The organism is Paenibacillus sp. J22R232 (assembly GCF_056269165.1).
The window spans coordinates 18,146-37,498 of record NZ_JBWDNK010000017.1 but is presented as its reverse complement, the minus strand read 5'-3'; the positions used below and the strand labels follow the sequence as shown (position 1 = coordinate 37,498).

Below are 19,353 nucleotides of genomic sequence, written 5' to 3'. Positions count from 1 at the left end.
CCTGAAACGCCATAATGTTCACTCAGGTACGATATATTCACAAACCAAAAAACGCTGTTCGCATCCAGGTGAGAGTTAGGCCGTACCTTTTCGTTTGGAGTTATCCGCATGGATCTGCGCGTCTCCAAAGCGAATTATCGAAGAGAGCATAAACCTCCCCATGCAGCAGAAAGAAGATAGCCGCATGGTCGCGGCTATCTTTCAATTCCCCCTATGCTGCCGTTTGAAGCTGCTTAGTTCGTACCATCATTTACGATTAAGCCGAAATGCGCCGCAAACGTAATCGCCTGTGCCGGTGAAATGATACAGCGCCTTAAGTCTTCCAATCCCGCGCCAATGGCGTTAAACTCGCAGCTGCTAATGTCAACGCCGCCCAGCTTCGTTTGCGAGAACTGCGCTTGGTCAATATTGGCTTCCTTCAAATAAAATTGCGCGATCGTCATATTGGAGAGATCCGCCTTGGCCAACGACGTCTTCTCGAATTTCACGCCCTTGGCATTCGTAAAGCGCAGCACCGCGTAATCCGCGTAGCACTGCTCGAACCAAACGTTGCGCAGCGTGGAGCCCGTTATATCCATACCGAGCAGCTTGCAATTATGGAAGGAAACGCGGTGCAGGATGACCTCGCTCAAATCGATATTCGATAAATCGCAGTTTACGAACCGAACATCGGTAAACTCCGCTTTGCGCAGGCTCGTCCCGCGAAACACTACGTTTTGAAACACGACTCTATCGAAGCATGGCTTATACGCCGATTGATTATGAATGCCGCAATCCTCTATGATGCTGTCGCTAATTTCATGCTCGTCCGCCCATTCGTAATCGGGCACGTCAAGCGCCGTAAGACCTTCTGGAATCTTAGGCAAATCAAGCTTTTTTTCCTTGCCGGACATGGGTAACAACCTCCTTCTGAGGCAGCTTTTTAGCTAGCCGCTCTTCCTAACCTACATTATATCGGATAAAACTCCGCTCATGCAGGCTCATTAGATGGCAATTCCATGACGTTCGCTTTGCGGCTTGCATCCATATCCTTGATGACTTATTAATCCTCCCCATCTATAATGAAGAAACTAACACGTCACAATACAATTCAGACTTGGGCAGAGCCGTTCAGCTCAATGGTTGGGTTATAGTCATAGAGATACGGAGGTGCGCGATGAAATACGAGATGACATTGGAGCAGCGCGACCGCATCATGGGGCAGCTATCAGCAGAGCAGCGCCATTTCTTGCACCATGAGCTAGTTCGCGGCAGAAGAACGTTGTTTGCAAGGCAGCTTGCGCGTAAAAAATGTCAATTCATTCCCGATGATGCGCAGTTCGAGGACATCGAATCCTTTATCGAGGAGTGGGACTATATCGGGTTTACCGACAGCGGCGAGGTATCCCCACTCACCAAATGCGAATGCGGGCGCTCGCTGCGCTATCAGCATCAGGTGCTCCATGTGCCAACGAATACCATTCGTTATTTCGGCATTGAGCATTTGCAGCTTCATACCGGGATTGACGCGAAGGCTATCGCCGACATTATGAAAGGCTTCGACGTGCTTGACGGGGAACTGAACGAGGTACTTAGCAAATACCAGAATGGCTGGCAGCTCGGACAGCATCTGTTCCTGCCGCTTCCCGAGGAGCTGGAGGTGCCGCTTGATATCCAGGCACAAATCGACGCCAAGCTTCCGCTGCTCGATCGCCAGCTTGCCCGTATCCGAAGAAGGCTGCACGAGCTTGATGTCGTAAATAGAAAAAAGCGGCTTGCGGCCGCTTTGACTTATTATGACGCGCCAGCGCATATAGGCGATGACCCCCGGGAACCTGAGTTTATGCAAATAACGGATACAGCGGGCGATCCGCCACCGCAGCCGTTCACGGAAGCAGAACCGGAAACCGTACAGGGCTCCTTCCTCTTTGGCGAGGAAGCCGTGCAGCAAGGGGCTTTCAGCTTCGGAGAATCCGATAGCGGTCAGGCCGCTTTCGTGTTCGATGAACCGGCAGGCAGCAAAGGCGCGTTCGTCTTCGACGAGGAAGCGGAGAGCCAAGGCGCTTTTCTGTTCGATGAACCTTCCTCCTCGCCTAGCCAAGATGCCTTTGCATTCGAGGAGGCCGGCAGGAAGCTCGGCGCCGCCATGCGGAGAGAGACAGAAACAAGCAGCTCGGACGCCAAACGTTCCAGTCCGTTCTATCTGCCTCCTGCGGCGCAAAGCGTCGTGAACGACGCTCTCAAATACGGACGCATCAGCACGCTTGCCATCTCCAACTTCCTCATCGAGCAGAAGCTCGTGCAGGATACGCGAATGTCTACCGGCAAGCCTGCGATTTATATTGCCGTCGCTGCCCATATGGACAAGCTTTCGGCAGAACGCCTTTGTGAGCTCACATCCAGCAACTCCGAGGATCGCGTGTACGAGAAATTATAATTAACCTTTGACAGCCGAGCCGACGGTAAGCGCGTTCTCAACCTGCTCACTGAACAGGATGTAGATCAATACCGTTGGCAGGCTCGCAATGGTCATTGCCGCGCCCATAGCGCCCCAGTCCGTCGTGAATTGCCCTTGGAAGAACAGCAGGCCGAGCGGCAGCGTCTTCAAGCTTTCCTTGGTAATGAGAATGACAGCCATCGTGAACTCATTCCATGAATTGAGGAAAATAAAGATGACCATCGTTGCAAGCGCAGGCTTAATGATCGGCAGCATGATGCTGAAGAACGTCCGGTAAATGCTCGCGCCGTCAATGCAGGCCGATTCTTCCATTTCAATCGGAATGCTGCGGAAGAAGCCGTAAAAGACCATGGAAGCAAATGAAATGTTAAAGGCGATATACGGAATGATCAACGCTCCGTAAGTGTTAGCCAGGTTCAAGTCCCTCACGAGAATCGCGAGCGGGATCATAATGACTTGAATCGGAATAAACATGCCCACAAGAATATACGTATGCGCGATTTTGCTGAACCGCCAGCGCAGCCTTGCAGCCGCATAAGAGAACATAACAGCAAGCAGAATGGCCCCCGCTACCGTCGCTACCGCTACCAATAAGCTGTTCACGAAATATGAAGGTACATTGTATTTCGACCATGCTTCCACGTAATTTTCGAACCGCAAATGCACAGGCGGTCCAAACGGATTCGTTACGAATATTTCATCATTGTTTTTGAGGGAATAAAAGATCATCCATACGAGCGGATACACGGACAATATGGCGTACAGCCATAAAAAGATTTGCATGCTCGGGTTGTTTTTTCTAAGCTTCATCATCCAGGTCATCTGGGCACGCCTCCTCTAGTATGAAATGCGTTCTCTAGCAATCAGTCGGTTAATAATAAGCGTCGCGATCAGGCATTCAATGACGAGAATTGCCGCCGCCGCGCTGCCATAACCAAACTCTCCTACTCGGAATGCAGAACGATACATGAGATAAGTGAGCGTATAAGTCGAGGTTCCTGGTCCCCCGCTTGTCATAATATACATATTGGCAAAGGCGTTCAGCCCGCCGGTAATCGCGAATACGAGGCAAAATTTGTACGTTTCCGCCATCATGGGAATGTTGATCTTCAGAATGGCTTGCAGCTTCGTTGCCCCGTCGATGCGGGCAGCTTCCATATATTGTTCAGGAACGGACTTCACGCCCGCAAGCAGAAGGGCAAAGTGATAGCCCATATACTGCCAAGCATTAACGAACGCAATGGCGATAATTGCTGACTTGCTGCTCGTAAGCCAATCCTGCTTGTATTCAAGCCCAATTACTTCGAATATTTTGTTGATCAGCCCATATTCGCCGTTATAAATAGACAGCCATAGCTGGCAAACGACCGTAATCGAAAGCACAACCGGTATGAAAAAGCTAATGCGCAAAATTTTGCGACCTTTGAACTTCGCGTCAGCTACCGCAAAAGCAAGAATGGATCCGATTCCGATCTGGGTCACCGTAATGATTACCGCGAAGATTAGGCCATTCTTAAGGGAAGTGAAAAACAAGCTATCCTGAAACAATCTCGTGTAGTTGTCGAACCAAATAAAAGTGCCCTCCGAAAGTCCGTCCCACTCATACATGCTGCGAAAAAACGTCTGGACGATCGGGTAAAATACCATCACGGTGTATAAGAGGAGAGCAGGCAATATAAACAAAAGTATCGCTGTCTTGTTCCCCAGAAATTTGTTCATTTCATCACTTCCTCTGCAAGTCTGACTATCCGTTCCAAGCTGCGTTATGCCGTTAGAGAACGAGAACCCACTCCGGTTGTTGCTTATGGGAGTGAGTTCCGCCTCGTGTACCCTTTATTTCATTTCATCCGTTTGCCGCTATTTCGCTGCAGGGACGGCCTTGCTCACGTCCGAGATGAACTGCTCTGCGCTGTATGCGCCGGTCATCAGGCTTTGCGAAGCATCCTCGATCGCTGCTTTGAACTTCGCATCGGACAAGCCCCATGCGAATGAAGTCGTGCTTGTGATTTTGGCGATATCATCAGACAGCTGCTTCATCATCGGAGGATATTCGGTAACGATCGCTTTTTCTACCTTCGTGGAAACGAGAGGATTGGCGCGCTCCGTATATTTGTACTCCGCATATTTGAGGGAGATGAATGCGGCTACCTTAGCCGTCAAATCCTTGTCCTTCGTATCCGGGTTTACCGCATAGCCGCCTGGGCCGCCGCCGCCGCTGAACGCGTATTTGCTAGCTTCGTAGTTCGCTGCGTCCTTGCCCGGGAAGTACATCCAGCCTGCTTTGTCTCCGAGCTGCTTCGTGGATTCGGCAATTTCCCATTGCCCGTTCAGGAACATCGCCGCTTTGCCTTGGTGGAACAATGCTGCTGCTTGGTCATAGTTGAGGTTCGTTGCGCCCTTAGGAAGCATGCCCGCTTTCACAAGATCGATAATTTTATCCGCTGCTTCTTTGTATGCCGGATCGCTCACGCTTGCCTGACCTTTATCAAGCTTCAGGATGCCCTGCGGCTCGTTGCGCGTGACGAACATGTCGAACAGTGCAACCGTCGGCCACTTCTCTTTGGCGAAGATCGACATTGGCGTAATGCCTGCCGCATTAAACGTTGTAACTGCCGTCATCAGCTCGTCGTAGGTGGTGGGAACCTTTACGTTGTTTTGCTCGAACAGCTCTTTGTTGTAGTAGAGCAATACGAATTCATTGCCGGCATACGGGAAGGCATACGTATGGCCATCGTCCGCTACGAGCGTGTTCATTGTGCTTGGGAACATTTTGTCCTTGAAGCCAAGCTCATCCACGTAAGAGTCCAGCTCAAGAATGTTGCCGGATTTTTTGAAGGTGGTAATGATATCAAGACCCGCTTGGAAAATGTCAGGCAGATTGCCCGTTGCCGCGTAAGTCTTTAATTTCTGGCCGTCATCCTGTGCCTGCACTTCAAGCTCAAGCTCAACGTTCGGCATTTCTTTCTTCAATTCCGCTACCGCGTAATCGTAAGGAAGCTTCGTATCGTCATCGGCATACTGCGCATAAATCCGAAGCTTAACCGGCTTCGCGTCGTCCTCCGGTTTTGTTTCCTCCTGCGCGGCGTTTGTCGCCGTCTCTTTGTTTCCTTCATTAGCCGCTTTGTCGTTCACAGCTTCATTGTTGCCCGCGGAGCCGCAGGCTGCCAAAAACACCATGCAAAAACTCATCGCCGCAATTGCAAGCTTTTTCATCGTTTGACCCCCTAAAGTTTGTTCTAGCCAAAGCTTTCTGATCACGCTCTTTACATTTCTGAGTATAAGGAAAACAACGAAGGTTGATAATGAAGAAACTGCGTGCTTTTGGTAAAATCCGCAGGTTTTCGCAATAAAGAGCCGCTAATGGCGGCTCTTTTCGTACTCGCTTGGGGAATATCCGTAAAACTTTTTAAAACTTTTACTAAAATACCCCGAATCGTTGTATCCAACCTTCTCCGCAATGTCCGTTAACCGTACGTTATTGCGGCTGAGCAGCTCCTTCGCCTGCTGCATCCGGTATTGCGTTAAATAATCGCTGACCGTAATTCCGATCTCCTTCTTGAATACCGCCCTCAAGTAGCTGGCATTAATAAACACATGCGATGCGATCTGGTCCAGCTGCAGCGCGGGGTCCGCATAATGGTGCTCCATGTAGGCCTTCGCTGCTTTCGCGATTTGGGAAGAGCGGGTATTGCGATGCTTGCTATTGTAAGTTACCGCCTTGCGGAACAGCTCTTTCAGCCAATCGAAAGTCAGCTCAGCCGATTCCAGCTTGCGAATCTCGTTATACGGAAAGAACTGGTCGCCGAAGCAGTCCTCGACAGGATGGCCGGACTCCTCGAAGTAAGATAAATTCACCGATACGAGTCCCATGCATATGACATAAATATAATCGATAGGCAGCCTTCGCTCCCGTATCGTCTGGAACACGTCGCCTAGCTTCCGCTCAATGGCTTCCCAGCTGTTCAGGCGCAGCAGCACAAGCAGCTCCTCGTTCACCTCAGTGGGATAAAAAGGCTGGTTGCCGCTGCTCGGCAGCTGCTCCCCATATGCGATGACCCGGTCATTGCCGAGCACGAACTTGTTCTGCAGCGCTTCAAGCGCTTCGAGGTAAGAGGAAGCTACTCCCTTGAAGCCGTCCTTGCTTCGGCCAACGCCTACGGTAATCGTGAACTTCAAATATTTTTTGATGAGAAAGCAAAGCTTCTTGTAGCCCTCAAGCATCGGAATTTCGTCTGCAAGGCCTCCCTGGTGGCGAGCCAGCGCTACGATTCGTCCCTCAGGCCCGTTGAATATCAAATAATTGCCGCTCTCCTCCATCGCCTCGTTCAGCACATTCGTGACCGCATATTTCATCAGCAGACGGTCGCTGGCCTTGCTCCACTTGCGGTCCATATGGTCGATCTCGATACAGGCCGCGACATAGAGACCGGATTCCGCATACACGCCGAATTGCTGCAGCCGCTTGATGGTCTCCGATTCCGTGAGCGCGTACTCACGGCTTATCAGCTGGCTGAGAAAGCTCTCTTTCATCAGCTCCGTGTTCTCGCGAAGCGTAACCTTCTCCTCCTGCGCCTTTTGATGCTGCTGCCTCAGCTTCACAAGCGTGAGCAGCAGCTCGTCCTTGGAGAAAGGCTTCAGGATGTAATCCTCAACGCCAAGCTTAAGCGCTTTGCGCGCATATTCAAATTCATTATGCCCCGTAATCAATACGATGCTGATCTCCGGATATTGCTCCCGCAGCCGTTCGGCCAGCTCCAGACCGTCCATAAACGGCATCGTAATATCGACGAGGGCGATATCCGGCTGTTCGAATGCAACCATCTCCAGTGCCTCTTGGCCATGCTTGGCTTCCTGGCTAATAACGAAACCGAGCGTTTCCCAGTCCAGCACCGTTTTCAAATAGTCTCGAAAAATAACCTCATCATCCACGATCATTACTTTCTGCATCGCTGCTACCGCTCCTGTTCTGCTTGATAGGGAAGCTCTGCCGTCACCGTCGTGCCGAGCCCGCTCTCGCTCTCGATTTGTATGCCATACGGCTCGCCGAAGTAAAGCTTTATTCGTTCATGCACACTGCTTAGACCATAACCAACTTGCTGCGAGCCGCCCATGCTTGCCCTTAGATCATGGAGGCGCTCCTCCGCGATGCCCGCCCCGTCATCCTTCACAATCAAGACAACCTTCTGCTCCTCGCGCCTAGCCGTAATCGTAAGCTGTCCAAACGTCGCCTTGTTCTTCAAGCCATGGTAGATCGCATTCTCCACCAAAGGCTGAATGGTCAGCTTCGGAATCATGCTACCGAGCACCTCCGGCTCGATGTCCATCTCATAATTGAAGACGTCGGAATAGCGGATTCGCTGAATGGACAAGTAATCCTTGACGCTCCGCAGCTCCTCCTCCAGCCTGATCTGATCCTTGCCTTGGCTGAGGGCAACCCGGTAGAAATCCGCGAGCGCCTTCGTCGTGCGCTGCACGTCCCGAGCCCGTCCCATCTCAGACAGCGTATAAATCACATCGAGCGTGTTATACAGGAAATGCGGCTTGATCTGCGCCTGCATAAGAGCCAGCTCATACTCCCGCTTCTTCTTCTGCTCGGCGCTGATGTTCGCCAGAAGCTCCTTGACCCGCCCCATCATCGTATTGAAGCCGGAAGCGAGCAGACCAATCTCATCGCCGGAGTTCACCTCGATCTGCTGGTCAAGGTTCCCTTCTTTCACCTTCTTCATATGGCGCGACAAGTGGACAATCGGCTTGGAAATGACATTGGACAGCAGTCGTGCAACGAAAAGCGCGATAACAAAACAAACGAGGCCGATCAGCAGAATCAGCTTTGTAATCTTTCTCGTATCTTCCGTTAGCAAATCGTAGGGCACCTGGGAAATCAGTTTCCAGCCCAAACCCTGCATATCGCTGCTGATCAGCAGCATATCGCCATCCCGTGACGACTGGGCCTTCGCTCCGACCGCGCTTTTCTGCACCCATTCCAATAAGGATGGCTCCGTAATCGGCTGCAGCACCTCTTCCTCCTGCTTAGAGGAGACGATGCGCCCAGCCGTATCCGCGATATAATAAGAGCCTTCCTTGATCGAGCCGATATCCTCATACACGGCAGACAAGGCGCTCTCCCTAATATTCAGAACGACGTAGCCGAGCAGAACGCCCGTATTAATATTCACGATGCGCTTGCCAAGCGTAAGGATCGGCTCCGTTTCATTATTCACGAGATAATTGCGTTTTTGCATCGGAAACCAAATATTCGCTCCGTTTGATTGCTGCAGCCGGCGAAGCAGCTCACTTCCGGCCGCAAGCTCCTGCTTGCTTTCCATACTCGTATTGGAGCCGAATATATGATAGCCGGGATCAATGAACGCGGCTGACTCCACATCGGGAAATACGACCAGCGCGAAGCTTAGCTGATTCGTGATTTTGGTATAAAGCTGAAGCTCCGACATTCGCCCTCCTGCTCCCGACTGGTCCTCGACCAGCACCTTATTCATATTCAGCGTTAGCATGTTCGCCGCACTGACTGCATTTGCGAGCTTGCCGTTAATCTGGGTAATGATCAAGGATGAATTATCCGATACGCTCTTTACCGTTCTCTCCACGATCGCATTCGTATAGATCTGGTTGGAGGCAAAGCCAAGCACGAACAAGGGAATAATAATAAGCGGAACATAGACGAGCGTAATTTTGTTGCGGATTAATCGATTGCGGAACCATTCGAACCGTTTCAGCCGGTTGTATACATTCACTAGATGCCCCCCTAAGCAGGCTAAGCTTTTTTTTACTCATTTTACTAAATAATATACGGCGAACGTAAGCGCTTAATCAATGGTAAATAAAAATAAGGACTGCCCCTTAGGTTGCGATCAACCTTAAAGAGCAGTCCACATTCGTTATTAGCTCGTTAAAACGGAGGATAGATTAAAGATGATCTGCGCAGCCTCTGCCCTTGTTGCTGTTGCAAGCGGAGCCAGCGTCGTGACGTCTTTCCCTTGCATAAGCTTCATCTGAACCGCGAATCGCAGCTCTGTCTCTGCCCACTTATGAATGTGGGCGCTGTCGGAGAAACGCTTCAGCGTATCTGTTTCGTCCGCAAGCTCTGCTTCGTGATGGACTTGATAAGCATTGTAGATCATGACTGCCATTTCTTCTCTCGTAATCGTCGCTTGAGGAGAGAAAAGCTTGTTGCCCGAGCCTTTCACGATACCATGCTGATAGGCAGTGGCTACCGCGGAATAATACCAGCTGTTCCCGCTCACGTCTGCAAATGGATTAGCCGCAGCTTCAGTCTGCTCTTTAAGGCCAAGCGACCTCACCAATAACGCGGCGAACTCGGCACGCGTCACGTTCCGGTCCGGAGCGAACTCGTCTCTCGTTATGCCGGATACGACCTGCTTGCTTGCCAGAACCTCGATTGCCCTATGTGCCCAGTGCGCAGCAGCAATATCGGTAAAGCTCTTCTTAAACACCAAAACGCTATACGTGCTGAAATGCGCGAGCTCGGCTGTGAGCGTGCCCGTCGCTGAATCATACGTGCTTGGAAGCAGCTCCGGATTGCCGGATGGGTTCCAGTAATAGATGCCCGCAAGCGCAGTGTCCATGCCCGCGGTTACTTTAAGCTGGAGACGAACCGGCTTCGCGAACGTTAGGTTCAATACCTCCGTGGATTTATCATTGCGGACAATGGATAACGTCATATCCGTGAACGCTCCGGCAGCTTGCAGCTTCCCGCCCATGGCAGACTCTGCTTTCTGTATGGCAGCTGTTTGGGCAGCATCGGTAACTGGCGTTAACGTCCATGCCAGGCTGGTGAGATTCGTCATGTCTACCGATTTCGATATTTGCTCCAGCGTCTCCAGCGGGATACGCAGCGTGCTGCCGCCTGGAGCAGCAAGAATAAGCGGCTGCTTCGTTTCGATAGCTTGCGTTAGTTGCGCCTTAGTCGCCGTAATCTGTTCGCCTTGCTTCTCAGGCTGAACGACGACTCCGCCGCCGGTATCGCCGTTGTTGCCGCCGCCAACCGTGTAGCTTACGCGTTTTAGCTCCATGCTTTGATCCAGCAGCGCAGCTTTCAATACGACGGTGTAGCTTCCATTCGCAAGCTGCGGGAGATCAAACTCGCCTTCAAAGGACTCCGAAACGCCAGTCTGAATATATTCCGCCTTGCTGTAGAGCCGTTCATTCGTTTTGGCATTATACAGATCAACAACGACGGGAACGTTAAGCTTCGGATTCATCTCCTTCACGTACGGCGAAGATGGGATATGATCCTCGTAGGCCGCAATCGCCTCCGTGCCGGCAACCTTGTACGAAATGACCGTTTGCTCGTTTGCTTTTGCGACAGCCAACTCGCCATGCAATGCGCCCGCTTGCACGTTCGCGCTCTTGAAATGACTGCTGTGCTGAGCGAAGGATTTGCCAATGGTAGCCGTATAGAACAGGCTGTCATGCGCGCCGTCGCGAATTTCCGAGTAATGCGCAATTTGGTTATCCACCAAGTATTTATGCAGCGTATTGACTGGAACATCGAAACGGTAAACATCCAAATTACCGGAATCGAAATAGATCGAGTATCTTTTCAAAGCATCGACCGGATAGCTCTTGGCAATCGTAATCGGGTTCTGTCCCGCGTTCGTGCTGTTCAAGGCACCCATATGGCTGACAACCGTAGAGAATAGGTCTGGATATTGCAAGCCGATGACGAAAGAACCGAAGCCGCCCATAGAAACGCCTGAAGTCCCTCTGTAACGGGCATCGTCAATTGTACGGTATGCTTGATCGATATACGGAACCAAGTCTTTGGTCACCATATCCTGCCATTTGACTCCTTCTTCACCGGTGCCGTTCACCCACCAGCTTGATCCCGAGGAATCCGGCATCACGACGATCATGTCTTTCATATCGCCTGCTGCAATGCCATTGTCCAGAATTTGATCCACCTTGTCGATGGCATAGGATTCGCTATCGCTGTTGAACTGATGAAGCAGATAGACGGACGGATAACGCTTATCCGGCTCAGTCAGATAGCTTTTTGGCAAATATACTCTAAACTTCACGTCGCGTTTTGCGCTTTCCGAATAAAACGATTGGATGAAAAATAGCTTTTGGTTGCCTGTTTCCTTTAATACACCGCTTTCATAGCTGTAATACTGGGCGATCTCGCCCTGCTGCAGCGTCTCCTTCGAACCATCCTCGCGCGTTCCGAGTAGCTCAATGTTAGCCGAATACAAATAGCGGCCGTCTCGCTCGAATACGTATGGGGCATTTACCGCTGCATCAATCGATTTAAAGTCCGCCATCCACTGCGCCTTCCGGTCCAGCAGCGCGAGCTTGTTTAAGCCGTTCTCGAAATAGCTGTTCGACAGCGTATCCCGATACGCCTGAAGATCCTTATTCACCAGCGTATTGAACTGCTTCTCCGCCAGCGCGTTGACTGCGTTAATGACAGCCTGGTCCGGCACATTCGATGGCAGCTCGTTAGCCTTCTGAAGCGCCGCCTTCGAGTAAATGCCAACCGGGCCGGCATACCAGCCGCCTCCGCCGCTCTGATTGTAAAGCCTGATCGCTATCGTATTCTTCTCGCCGCGCTTCAGCAGGTTAGACGGAATCGCATATACCCGTGACGCTGCCCAGAAGGAAGCCGTATAGACGCCATCCTTGAAGCCTGTCTCGCCAACGAGTTGGCCGTTGATATACGTCTGGTCCGCGTCATCCAGCTTGCCTGCAAGCAGCGTCAGATCTTTCTCCGGGAAATCAGCCGGCACGTCGAATTCCTTGTAGTACCAGGCAGCTCCCGTATAGTTGTTCAAACCGCTATAATCGCCAAAGCCGTCGGTCCACCAATCTAGACCCGGCTGTACCGTCCGCCATGCGCTGCGATCAAGCTGCGGATTCGTGCCGTCGATTGCCGCCACGGGATAATTGTCTTTAATAAACAGCCAATCTCCGAGCAAATCGATTTGCGTGTCCTCCGGAAGCGTTCCCGTTGGCGTTATTTTAATCAAAGGACGCTTGCCAAGGGAGAACTTCGTGCCAAGCAGGCGGGCATCTACCGAAACATTGTAGTTTTTATCAGCGCCCAGTGCGGCTACAGGAATGTTAAAGCTGCCCGTATAGCTGCTTTGATTCGAGCTGGTCACCACATTGCCTAGCGTCGTTCTGTCTGTATAGACAATATCCCCTTTAGGATTCTCAACTTTGAGCTGAACATCGAGATGGAAGTCAGAATTGCTTGGATTCGTGTACACGGAATTCGTAACCGCTGTCCGGTTCAAGTTAGCGGTGAAGTCAACTTTTACTTGGCTGTCGCCAAGCTGGATCGCTTGCGGGGTTGCCTTGAAGCTGCCGCTGAGCAAACCGCTTGAGAAATTGCTGCTGTGCATCATGAACGAACGGTTGAGATACGTTAAGTAATAGTCGCTCGAATGGCCTCCAGGTCTTGTCTGATAGCCATGAGCGATGCTCGTTGAGCGGAACTGCGCATGGATGTCGTTCGTCGAATCAACCGCGTAGGTAAACGGGTCGTCCGTGCCTCCGTCAAAGTAATACTGGTATGCCCGAAGCTGTGCTGCCGTTCTCGCTTTAATCAGCTCCATCGGCTTCAGGTCGGATACTTTGCTGCCAAGCGCGCCCATATGGCTCGCAATCGAGCTAAACAGCTCCGGATGCTTCAGACCGAGTACAAAGGCACCGTAGCCGCCCATGGAAACGCCCGAAATCCCTCTGTATTTAGGCAATGCGATCGTGTGGTAACGCTCGTCGATGACCGGAATAAGGTCATTGGCCAGCATGTCCTCCCAGCGGTCATCGCCTTGATTGACGAACCAGCTGTCACCGCTCGTGTCGGGCATGACCACGATCATCTTCTGTATGGTTCCTTCTGCCATAAAACGATCAAGCTCAGCATCAATCCTGTCGTTCTCGAATTGCTGGCTGGAGCTTCCTTCCTGATGGAGCATATACACGGTCGGATATTTTTGATTGTCATCGCCGTAGCCCTCAGGCAAATAAACACGGTATGTCATTTCTTTGCCAAGCGCGGCAGAGAAGTAGCGATCCACGTAAAATCTCGGCTCTGCTGCTGCGCTTGCCGATGCATAAACCGGAATGCCTGCTATTATGATCAATACGGCAAGCAGCATAAGCTGCACTCTTTTCACTTTCATTCTGAACATATGGTCCAATGTAATGCCTCCCTGATTTTAAATTCGTTATACAGCCCGGAATTTGCCCATTCCTACCGCTCCTTTCGCTTCTCCGGGCTCCATGCCTGTCAGCCTTCGCTATTCTGAAAGCGATTTCATATATTCACGAATCGAATTTATCACATATTTTACTAAAATTCAAACATTTTTTTACCAACTTTACTAAATGGATACTAAAAAAGCGCAAGACGATAGGCGTTTAACCTGTCTTGCGCTTTTTGGTATCTCCCCGTCTGCAAGGTATTCGGAGAATTACAGACCGGCAGAATCGACACGCGCAACAAAGCCGACCAGGAATACGTTCCCAGCCGGCCTTGGTCTTGCTTTTGTTAAATAAATGATCCCTTCATCCTTGCGTGACCGGCATCATGGCATGGCCCTGAAGCCTATCCTTAACGGCTGACGGCCATTCGTCCCATGCACCGTATTGCGCCAGCAGCGCAAATGCCCACCTGTCTATGCCAAAGGCGACGCAGCCCGATGACCACGGCAAGCCAGCGGGACCCTTGACGTCGAACGGCTTGCAGAGCGAGTCCCCCATATGGTTAAAAGAAGCGATGGAGAACGTGCTGCGGGCCGGCGTTTCCGCCAGCAATTCATATTTCATAGACGCCATCTTCTGATGTTGGATTTTGAGCGCGTCTTCCGAGAAATAGAACGGATCATTCGCCGTCGTTAAGCTTCCATGCAAGCCCAGCCCGACAAACAACGACCAAATTTCCTGCATCCACCAGCCTCGTTCCTCCTCCACGAAATCCGAATCTCCGACGAATACGGCTTCCCTCATGCTGAATTCGGTTAACCGGTGGTTGCCCACCCTCCACTCCGCCTCGTGACGGAAGCAATTGCCCATCGCGGTAAGCCGCACAGGCTCATCCAGCACTTGCCCGGACAGTTCGGCATAACAGTGAAAGCATACCGCTGGCGCCAAGGCATGCCGGCTTTGCCTTGCGAGCGCAGCGGGGTCCGCAGCCGTTTTGACCTGCCTGAGCGTGTCATACCGATGCGGAAACTCGCCCACCACGAACAGATTTTGCGGGAAAGACCGGATATAACCGCATTTCTCCAGCGTGTCGAGTCCAATCATGGAGGGGTATCGGCGCAGTCCCGCCCCCCTACGGACAGCCATCTCTTCGAATAACCGGTCGAGCAGCGCGATCAGCTTTACCGCATAATCGCGCTTGACGCTTCCGTCCGCCGCGTAAGCTTGCTGCAGTGTCTTCTCGCGGCCGGCATCGAAGCTCCCTTCCGAAATGCCCGATCTGGCGGGCGTTTCCTTAATCGTCCTGCTTCCAAGCGTGCGGATCCCCCGTTCCTCGGCGATCATCGCTTCTACCGTCGCTGCAATCGCCTCGCAGGACTCCATGCTTACGGGTTCAATGACAACCTCCATCAATTCGGAATTCCAGTCGCAGCCGCGGACGCCTTCAATGCTGTATGCCAGCTTGGACATCAGCGATTCTGCCTGGTTTGCGGTCAGTATGCCCTTGCATGACAACCGAATTTTCTCCACTATAAGCGCCTCCCTTATCATACATGGGACGATGATGCGTCCCTGCAATGGCCTTATTCAATAGCTCCTTCTCCAGCCTTGCCCCTTCGGACAAAAGGGAGGATACCTTCGCGATGCTCCTCTTGTCTCCGCTCACCGAATATTTGAGCAGCACGCCTACCGCGATCCCATGTCCTCTCTCCACCTCTGCATAAGCCGATTCGAGCGATGCGTCCCGCAGGAAATCGTGCTCGAGCATGAAGCGGAGCCTTCTTCGCATGAGCTTTTTGTGCTCCCACAAAATATGCAGCAAGCGGATATCCACCACGTCCCGCTCCTGCTCAATCCCCTGCAAATATTCCTCAATACGGTCGTATACCTTGATCCCGTACGTGTTTTCCATGCATAAGTAAGTGGGCGGCTTCCATCCCCTGACATAACGGTCCATCGCGTCCACGGCGGACAACGAATCGAAGGCCGTATTTCTTTCGTATTGAAAATACGTTTTCGGCTTAAAGGACACAGACATCACGCGCCGGTCAAACCAATCGCTGTCCGGGTCGGCAGCCGCGTAGGCAGCCTCCATCTCCGCGAAGGAGCAGGACGCCTCAATGTATTTCCCTCTCCGCATATTGTCCGCGATATGCAGCCTTCCCGCTGTCTTATCGTAGCCGTAAATAAACATGTCGTGATTGTGCGCATGCCTGCCGTAAGCGTCGGATTCCCGAATATGCGACTGATCGGCCAGCAGATACACGTACTGCCCCATATCGATGGCATCGATCGCAAATTGGACGATGCTTCCGTTCCATTTTTGCGCTACGGTGTCCCGGTGCATGAATTGAAATTGGAGCCACGGGCAGTCGAACAAAAGCGGGTCAAAGAAGCCGTCCTGTTTGTTGGTATAGTCGATTTTGCGGAGCGACCCGAAATAAACGAGTTGAATAAAGTTGTTGTACACCCACGGGAGCGTCTCCTCCCGGTTGCCAATCATGCAGAATAAATGGGCGATGTTGGGATACGTCTTGTAATCGTGGTCGTGCATGGGCAGCCGTTTCGTTGTCATGACGTCATCCTCCTTGTGTGGATTGTCCTAACGAACACCTCTTGCCTAGACCGCTGAGGCCTGCTTTCTGGCGATGCTTGCGGCAAACTGATCGATGGTGGCGAAATAATCGATGATCAGCTCGTCATCGTCGAACGCGATGTCAAAATGCTGTTCGATGTGGACAAGCAGTTGAATCATTCGAAGCGAGTCCACGCCCATATCGCGAATCTGGGCATAGATATCCGCATCGAATTCCAGAACCGGATTTTCGGTCATTTCCGCTATCTTTTTCTTCAAATATTGAACCGTATCGCTGCTCGCGGCATGTATGGACATGGGGCACACTCCCGTCTATTAATTGTTTCCTTCGCCTCGCCCTTTTTAGCTATAATAGCTATATCTGGAATCCGCAGCTAAGTGCCGGCCTCATGATGTTGGTTAAGGGGGATAATTCATGTTAGAATGGCAGATTTCCCGGTTCATTCCGCTAAGCTTCGACCGCTTCCAAAATATCTCCCGGAATGAGTGGACAAGCTCCGGCTTTCAACTGCTATGGTCGCAGCAGCAAAGCTTCTCTTGCGATGTCGGCAATTCCATACAGATCCTGGCGCCTGGCCAGCCGCTTCTGATCGCGCCTCTGCAGACCGTCAGGCTTGCTTCAGATGAGTCGCCTGCTCTCCAGGCAGCAGACTTCCAATTCCCTTCCCTTCTTGAATTAGACAGCTTCCCTCCATCGCTGAAGGGTCACATCAATCCGCTCAGCAAGCAAATATTGTTGCAGCTCCAAGCCTATCAGCTGACTATGGCTGGGGAGGATATCGTCGCGCGCGTGCAAGTCAGCAGCCTGCTGTTCTTCATGCTGATGGAGTGCTTTCTTCTGCCGGACAGCCATTCCGCCCTCCCCCAGGCGGAGGAAATACGAGAGTCCCCAACCCACCCGTCCAAAGCCCATAAGCGCAAAAAAAGCAGTCTGCCCATCGTATATGCCGTCCGGTATATGCGCAAGCATCTGGGCAATCCCGATCTCTCGCTTCAGGAGATCGCCAGCGCAATCGGATATAATCCCAACTACTTCTGCCAGGAATTCAGCCATATTTTCGGCGTGTCTCCCATTCGGCATCTGAACGAGCTGCGCGTAAGCAAGGCTCTCTATTACTTAGAGAATACGGATACTCCGGTCAAACAGATCTGCGAGCATGTCGGCATCCGCAATCCCGGCAATTTCACCGGCATGATTAAAAACAGGCTTGGCATGACGCCCATCGAATACCGGAGGCGATATCGGGCGAAGACGATGGATCTATGAGACAAACGGTCCGCTCTTTTATCCTTCTTAGCGGCCTGACGCAGGATTCAGCGCGTGCGTACAAGGCCGTGCCTTGATCCAGGCAATCTCTTCGGATAAATAGCGGTAGGGATCGCTTCCGAACCATTCCAAAGACAAGGAGGCTGAGGGCTCCTCGCCTTGGAGCAGTGAAAATACGGCTTCATAGTCGACTGCGCCTTCCGCCAGCGGAACCATGCCTTCCCTCGTCCCGCCGGGAGCATACACGTTGTCCGGCGAGAAGACGGCAAGCTCGTGGCGGCTGCGTACGTTTTTGCAGTGGTAGTGCATCGTCCATGGGGACAGTCTCTGATACGCGTTCGCGATATCGTCGCCTGCTTCCCACAGGTGCAGGAAATCCAGGTTCACGCCCAGCATCGGATGGTTGACCTCCCTAACCAACCGCAGCGTTGACGCCAAATCGTCTGCCAGCGTGCCGGGATGCGTCTCGATGACGGTGCGAATGCCGTGTTTCCACGCCAGCCCCGCCATCTCCCTCAGTCTGCTAACCGCAAGCCGCCAGTCCTCCTCCCGGGACTGGCTACTAGACTTGTGCCCGGCGAATATTCGGATTTTGTCGCTTTCGAACATGCGCGCCAACGCGATCAAGTCTCTCCATTGCCGCCAAACTAGAGTGTCATAAAGCTCCTCCGTCTCTGCCAGCAGCGGCACGTAACCGCTGATCATGACAACCTTGAGCCCCCTTCGCCGCATGCCGAGCACGGCACGGGCCGCCTGCATCGGCATGCGGCGGGCCATGGCCGCGGCATGCGCGCCCCACAGCTCAATCCCTGCGAATCCGTTAAGACCCGCGAAATCAAGCAGCTCCGGGAACGAGACCAGCTCATGGCGGAACGAAATGGAGCATAGATGAATGTTCATCACTCAGACCCGCCTCTCGCCGCCAAATATTCGAGAAGCTCAAGCTCCGCAAGCCGGGCTCCCTCCAGCTTGCGCAGCAGCCCTTCCCGAAGATCCCCTGCCGGACGGCGTTTCCCAAGCTTCGCCAGCAGCAGGTTCACGTTCATCCAGCCGCGCTTCACATCTTCCGCTCTTCGGGCGCCTTCTGCCGCTTCCCGTTCCGAGTACGCTCCAAGCTCCAGGTAGCTTTGCCATACGAGACCACGCATCCGGATCAAGGCGGAGAGCGCGATCATGTTCTGCTCCGCCCACGTTTTGCGCCGTTCTTCTTCCCAATCGGCACTGGCTGCAACATCGGCGCAAAAGAGTTCGAAGGCTTTGCCTGCTTCCTTCCGGTAACCGTTCAGAATCGCAGCCGACTCCTTGCGCAGCGACGCTTGCCGAGAAGGACGGCTATAAACAGCGTCCCAAGCCAGCTTGCAGTACACCAGCTCATTCCTTCGCACGCTGGCGTGCGAGAGCTCCTCCGCTGTCATTATTCCCGCGTAACCGGCTACCGGGTCGACGATGTCATAACAGCCCTCCCCTTGTCCTTCACTCCGCCTATGGAGCAGAATGCTATGGTAGAAGCCTGCCGATTCGAAGCCCAGCATGGATTTCGGGAAAAATCGCAGCCTGGAGGCTCTGCATAATACGATCGCCATTCCGCCTTCTGCGAGCAGCGAGCTTACCTCCTCGGCGCTCCCCGAGGTGAGGTAGAAACGGATTCCGTATTCGAAGCGCAAATCAATCCACTTCATGTTCCGAACGGACATCAGCATGCCGTCATAATATCCGATATGCCAGTAGCCCAGTAGAAAATAGCGCGGATCACCGCCGGAATGCGATATCGCCGCTACGATGCATGATGCCGTGCATTCCAGCGCGGCTAGCCCAGCCGGGCTTTCGGGACGATAAACAACAGTAACCATATCCGTCTGCCTC

Annotated in this window: 14 protein-coding genes; 2 read left to right on the top strand and 12 right to left on the bottom strand. The window is 52.4% G+C overall.

Going from position 1 to position 19,353, the window contains the following annotated elements:
- Positions 1–233: 233 nt before the first annotated feature.
- Positions 234–893: a pentapeptide repeat-containing protein gene (locus tag AC0YN3_RS28605; protein ID WP_475778315.1), complete on the bottom strand. Its 660-nt coding sequence runs from the start codon at positions 891–893 to the stop codon at positions 234–236.
- Positions 894–1,156: 263 nt separating this feature from the next.
- On the opposite strand from AC0YN3_RS28605, the gene AC0YN3_RS28600 reads away from it, so the two are divergent.
- Positions 1,157–2,416 (top strand): DUF3895 domain-containing protein, encoded by a 1,260-nt coding sequence (locus AC0YN3_RS28600; RefSeq protein ID WP_475778314.1) that lies wholly within the window; start codon positions 1,157–1,159, stop codon positions 2,414–2,416.
- Here AC0YN3_RS28600 and AC0YN3_RS28595 read toward each other — a convergent pair whose 3' ends face one another.
- The 9 genes from AC0YN3_RS28595 to AC0YN3_RS28555 all read right to left on the bottom strand — a co-directional run bounded on the left by AC0YN3_RS28595 (position 2,417) and on the right by AC0YN3_RS28555 (position 16,520).
- The gene (locus AC0YN3_RS28595) at positions 2,417–3,259 is read right to left on the bottom strand and encodes a carbohydrate ABC transporter permease (RefSeq protein WP_475778313.1); all 843 of its coding nucleotides are present in this window, start codon (positions 3,257–3,259) and stop codon (positions 2,417–2,419) included.
- 15 nt (positions 3,260–3,274) lie between these two features.
- Positions 3,275–4,156 (bottom strand): carbohydrate ABC transporter permease, encoded by an 882-nt coding sequence (locus tag AC0YN3_RS28590; RefSeq protein WP_441946447.1) that lies wholly within the window; start codon positions 4,154–4,156, stop codon positions 3,275–3,277.
- A gap of 138 nt (positions 4,157–4,294) precedes the next feature.
- Positions 4,295–5,650: an ABC transporter substrate-binding protein gene (locus AC0YN3_RS28585; protein WP_475778312.1), complete on the bottom strand. Its 1,356-nt coding sequence runs from the start codon at positions 5,648–5,650 to the stop codon at positions 4,295–4,297.
- Between the two features lie 144 nt (positions 5,651–5,794).
- Positions 5,795–7,384, bottom strand: coding sequence for a response regulator (locus tag AC0YN3_RS28580; protein ID WP_475778311.1), 1,590 nt, complete (start codon positions 7,382–7,384; stop codon positions 5,795–5,797).
- Between the two features lie 5 nt (positions 7,385–7,389).
- Positions 7,390–9,189 carry a sensor histidine kinase gene (locus AC0YN3_RS28575; RefSeq protein ID WP_475778310.1) on the bottom strand — a complete coding sequence of 600 codons (1,800 nt, stop codon included), beginning with the start codon at positions 9,187–9,189 and terminating at the stop codon, positions 7,390–7,392.
- Positions 9,190–9,336: 147 nt separating this feature from the next.
- Complete coding sequence (locus AC0YN3_RS28570) at positions 9,337–13,614, bottom strand: alpha/beta hydrolase-fold protein (RefSeq protein ID WP_475778377.1); 4,278 nt, start codon at positions 13,612–13,614, stop codon at positions 9,337–9,339.
- Positions 13,615–13,990: 376 nt separating this feature from the next.
- Entirely contained in the window at positions 13,991–15,157 is a 1,167-nt protein-coding gene (locus AC0YN3_RS28565; RefSeq protein WP_475778309.1) for a class-II aminoacyl-tRNA synthetase family protein, read from the bottom strand.
- The gene (locus AC0YN3_RS28560) at positions 15,072–16,202 is read right to left on the bottom strand and encodes a hypothetical protein (protein WP_475778308.1); all 1,131 of its coding nucleotides are present in this window, start codon (positions 16,200–16,202) and stop codon (positions 15,072–15,074) included. Before AC0YN3_RS28560 ends, AC0YN3_RS28565 begins: the two co-directional genes overlap by 86 nt.
- 45 nt (positions 16,203–16,247) lie before the next feature.
- Positions 16,248–16,520, bottom strand: a complete 273-nt coding sequence (locus AC0YN3_RS28555) for an acyl carrier protein (protein WP_475778307.1) — start codon at positions 16,518–16,520, stop codon at positions 16,248–16,250.
- A 118-nt stretch (positions 16,521–16,638) separates the two neighbouring features.
- On the opposite strand from AC0YN3_RS28555, the gene AC0YN3_RS28550 reads away from it, so the two are divergent.
- Positions 16,639–17,490, top strand: a complete 852-nt coding sequence (locus AC0YN3_RS28550) for a helix-turn-helix transcriptional regulator (protein ID WP_475778306.1) — start codon at positions 16,639–16,641, stop codon at positions 17,488–17,490.
- 27 nt (positions 17,491–17,517) lie between these two features.
- Here AC0YN3_RS28550 and AC0YN3_RS28545 read toward each other — a convergent pair whose 3' ends face one another.
- On the bottom strand, positions 17,518–18,390 hold the full coding sequence (locus AC0YN3_RS28545) for a sugar phosphate isomerase/epimerase family protein (protein WP_475778305.1): 873 nt from the start codon (positions 18,388–18,390) through the stop codon (positions 17,518–17,520).
- Positions 18,390–19,340, bottom strand: coding sequence for a hypothetical protein (locus AC0YN3_RS28540; protein WP_475778304.1), 951 nt, complete (start codon positions 19,338–19,340; stop codon positions 18,390–18,392). The genes AC0YN3_RS28545 and AC0YN3_RS28540 overlap by 1 nt, the downstream gene beginning before the upstream one ends.
- Positions 19,341–19,353: the final 13 nt, after the last annotated feature.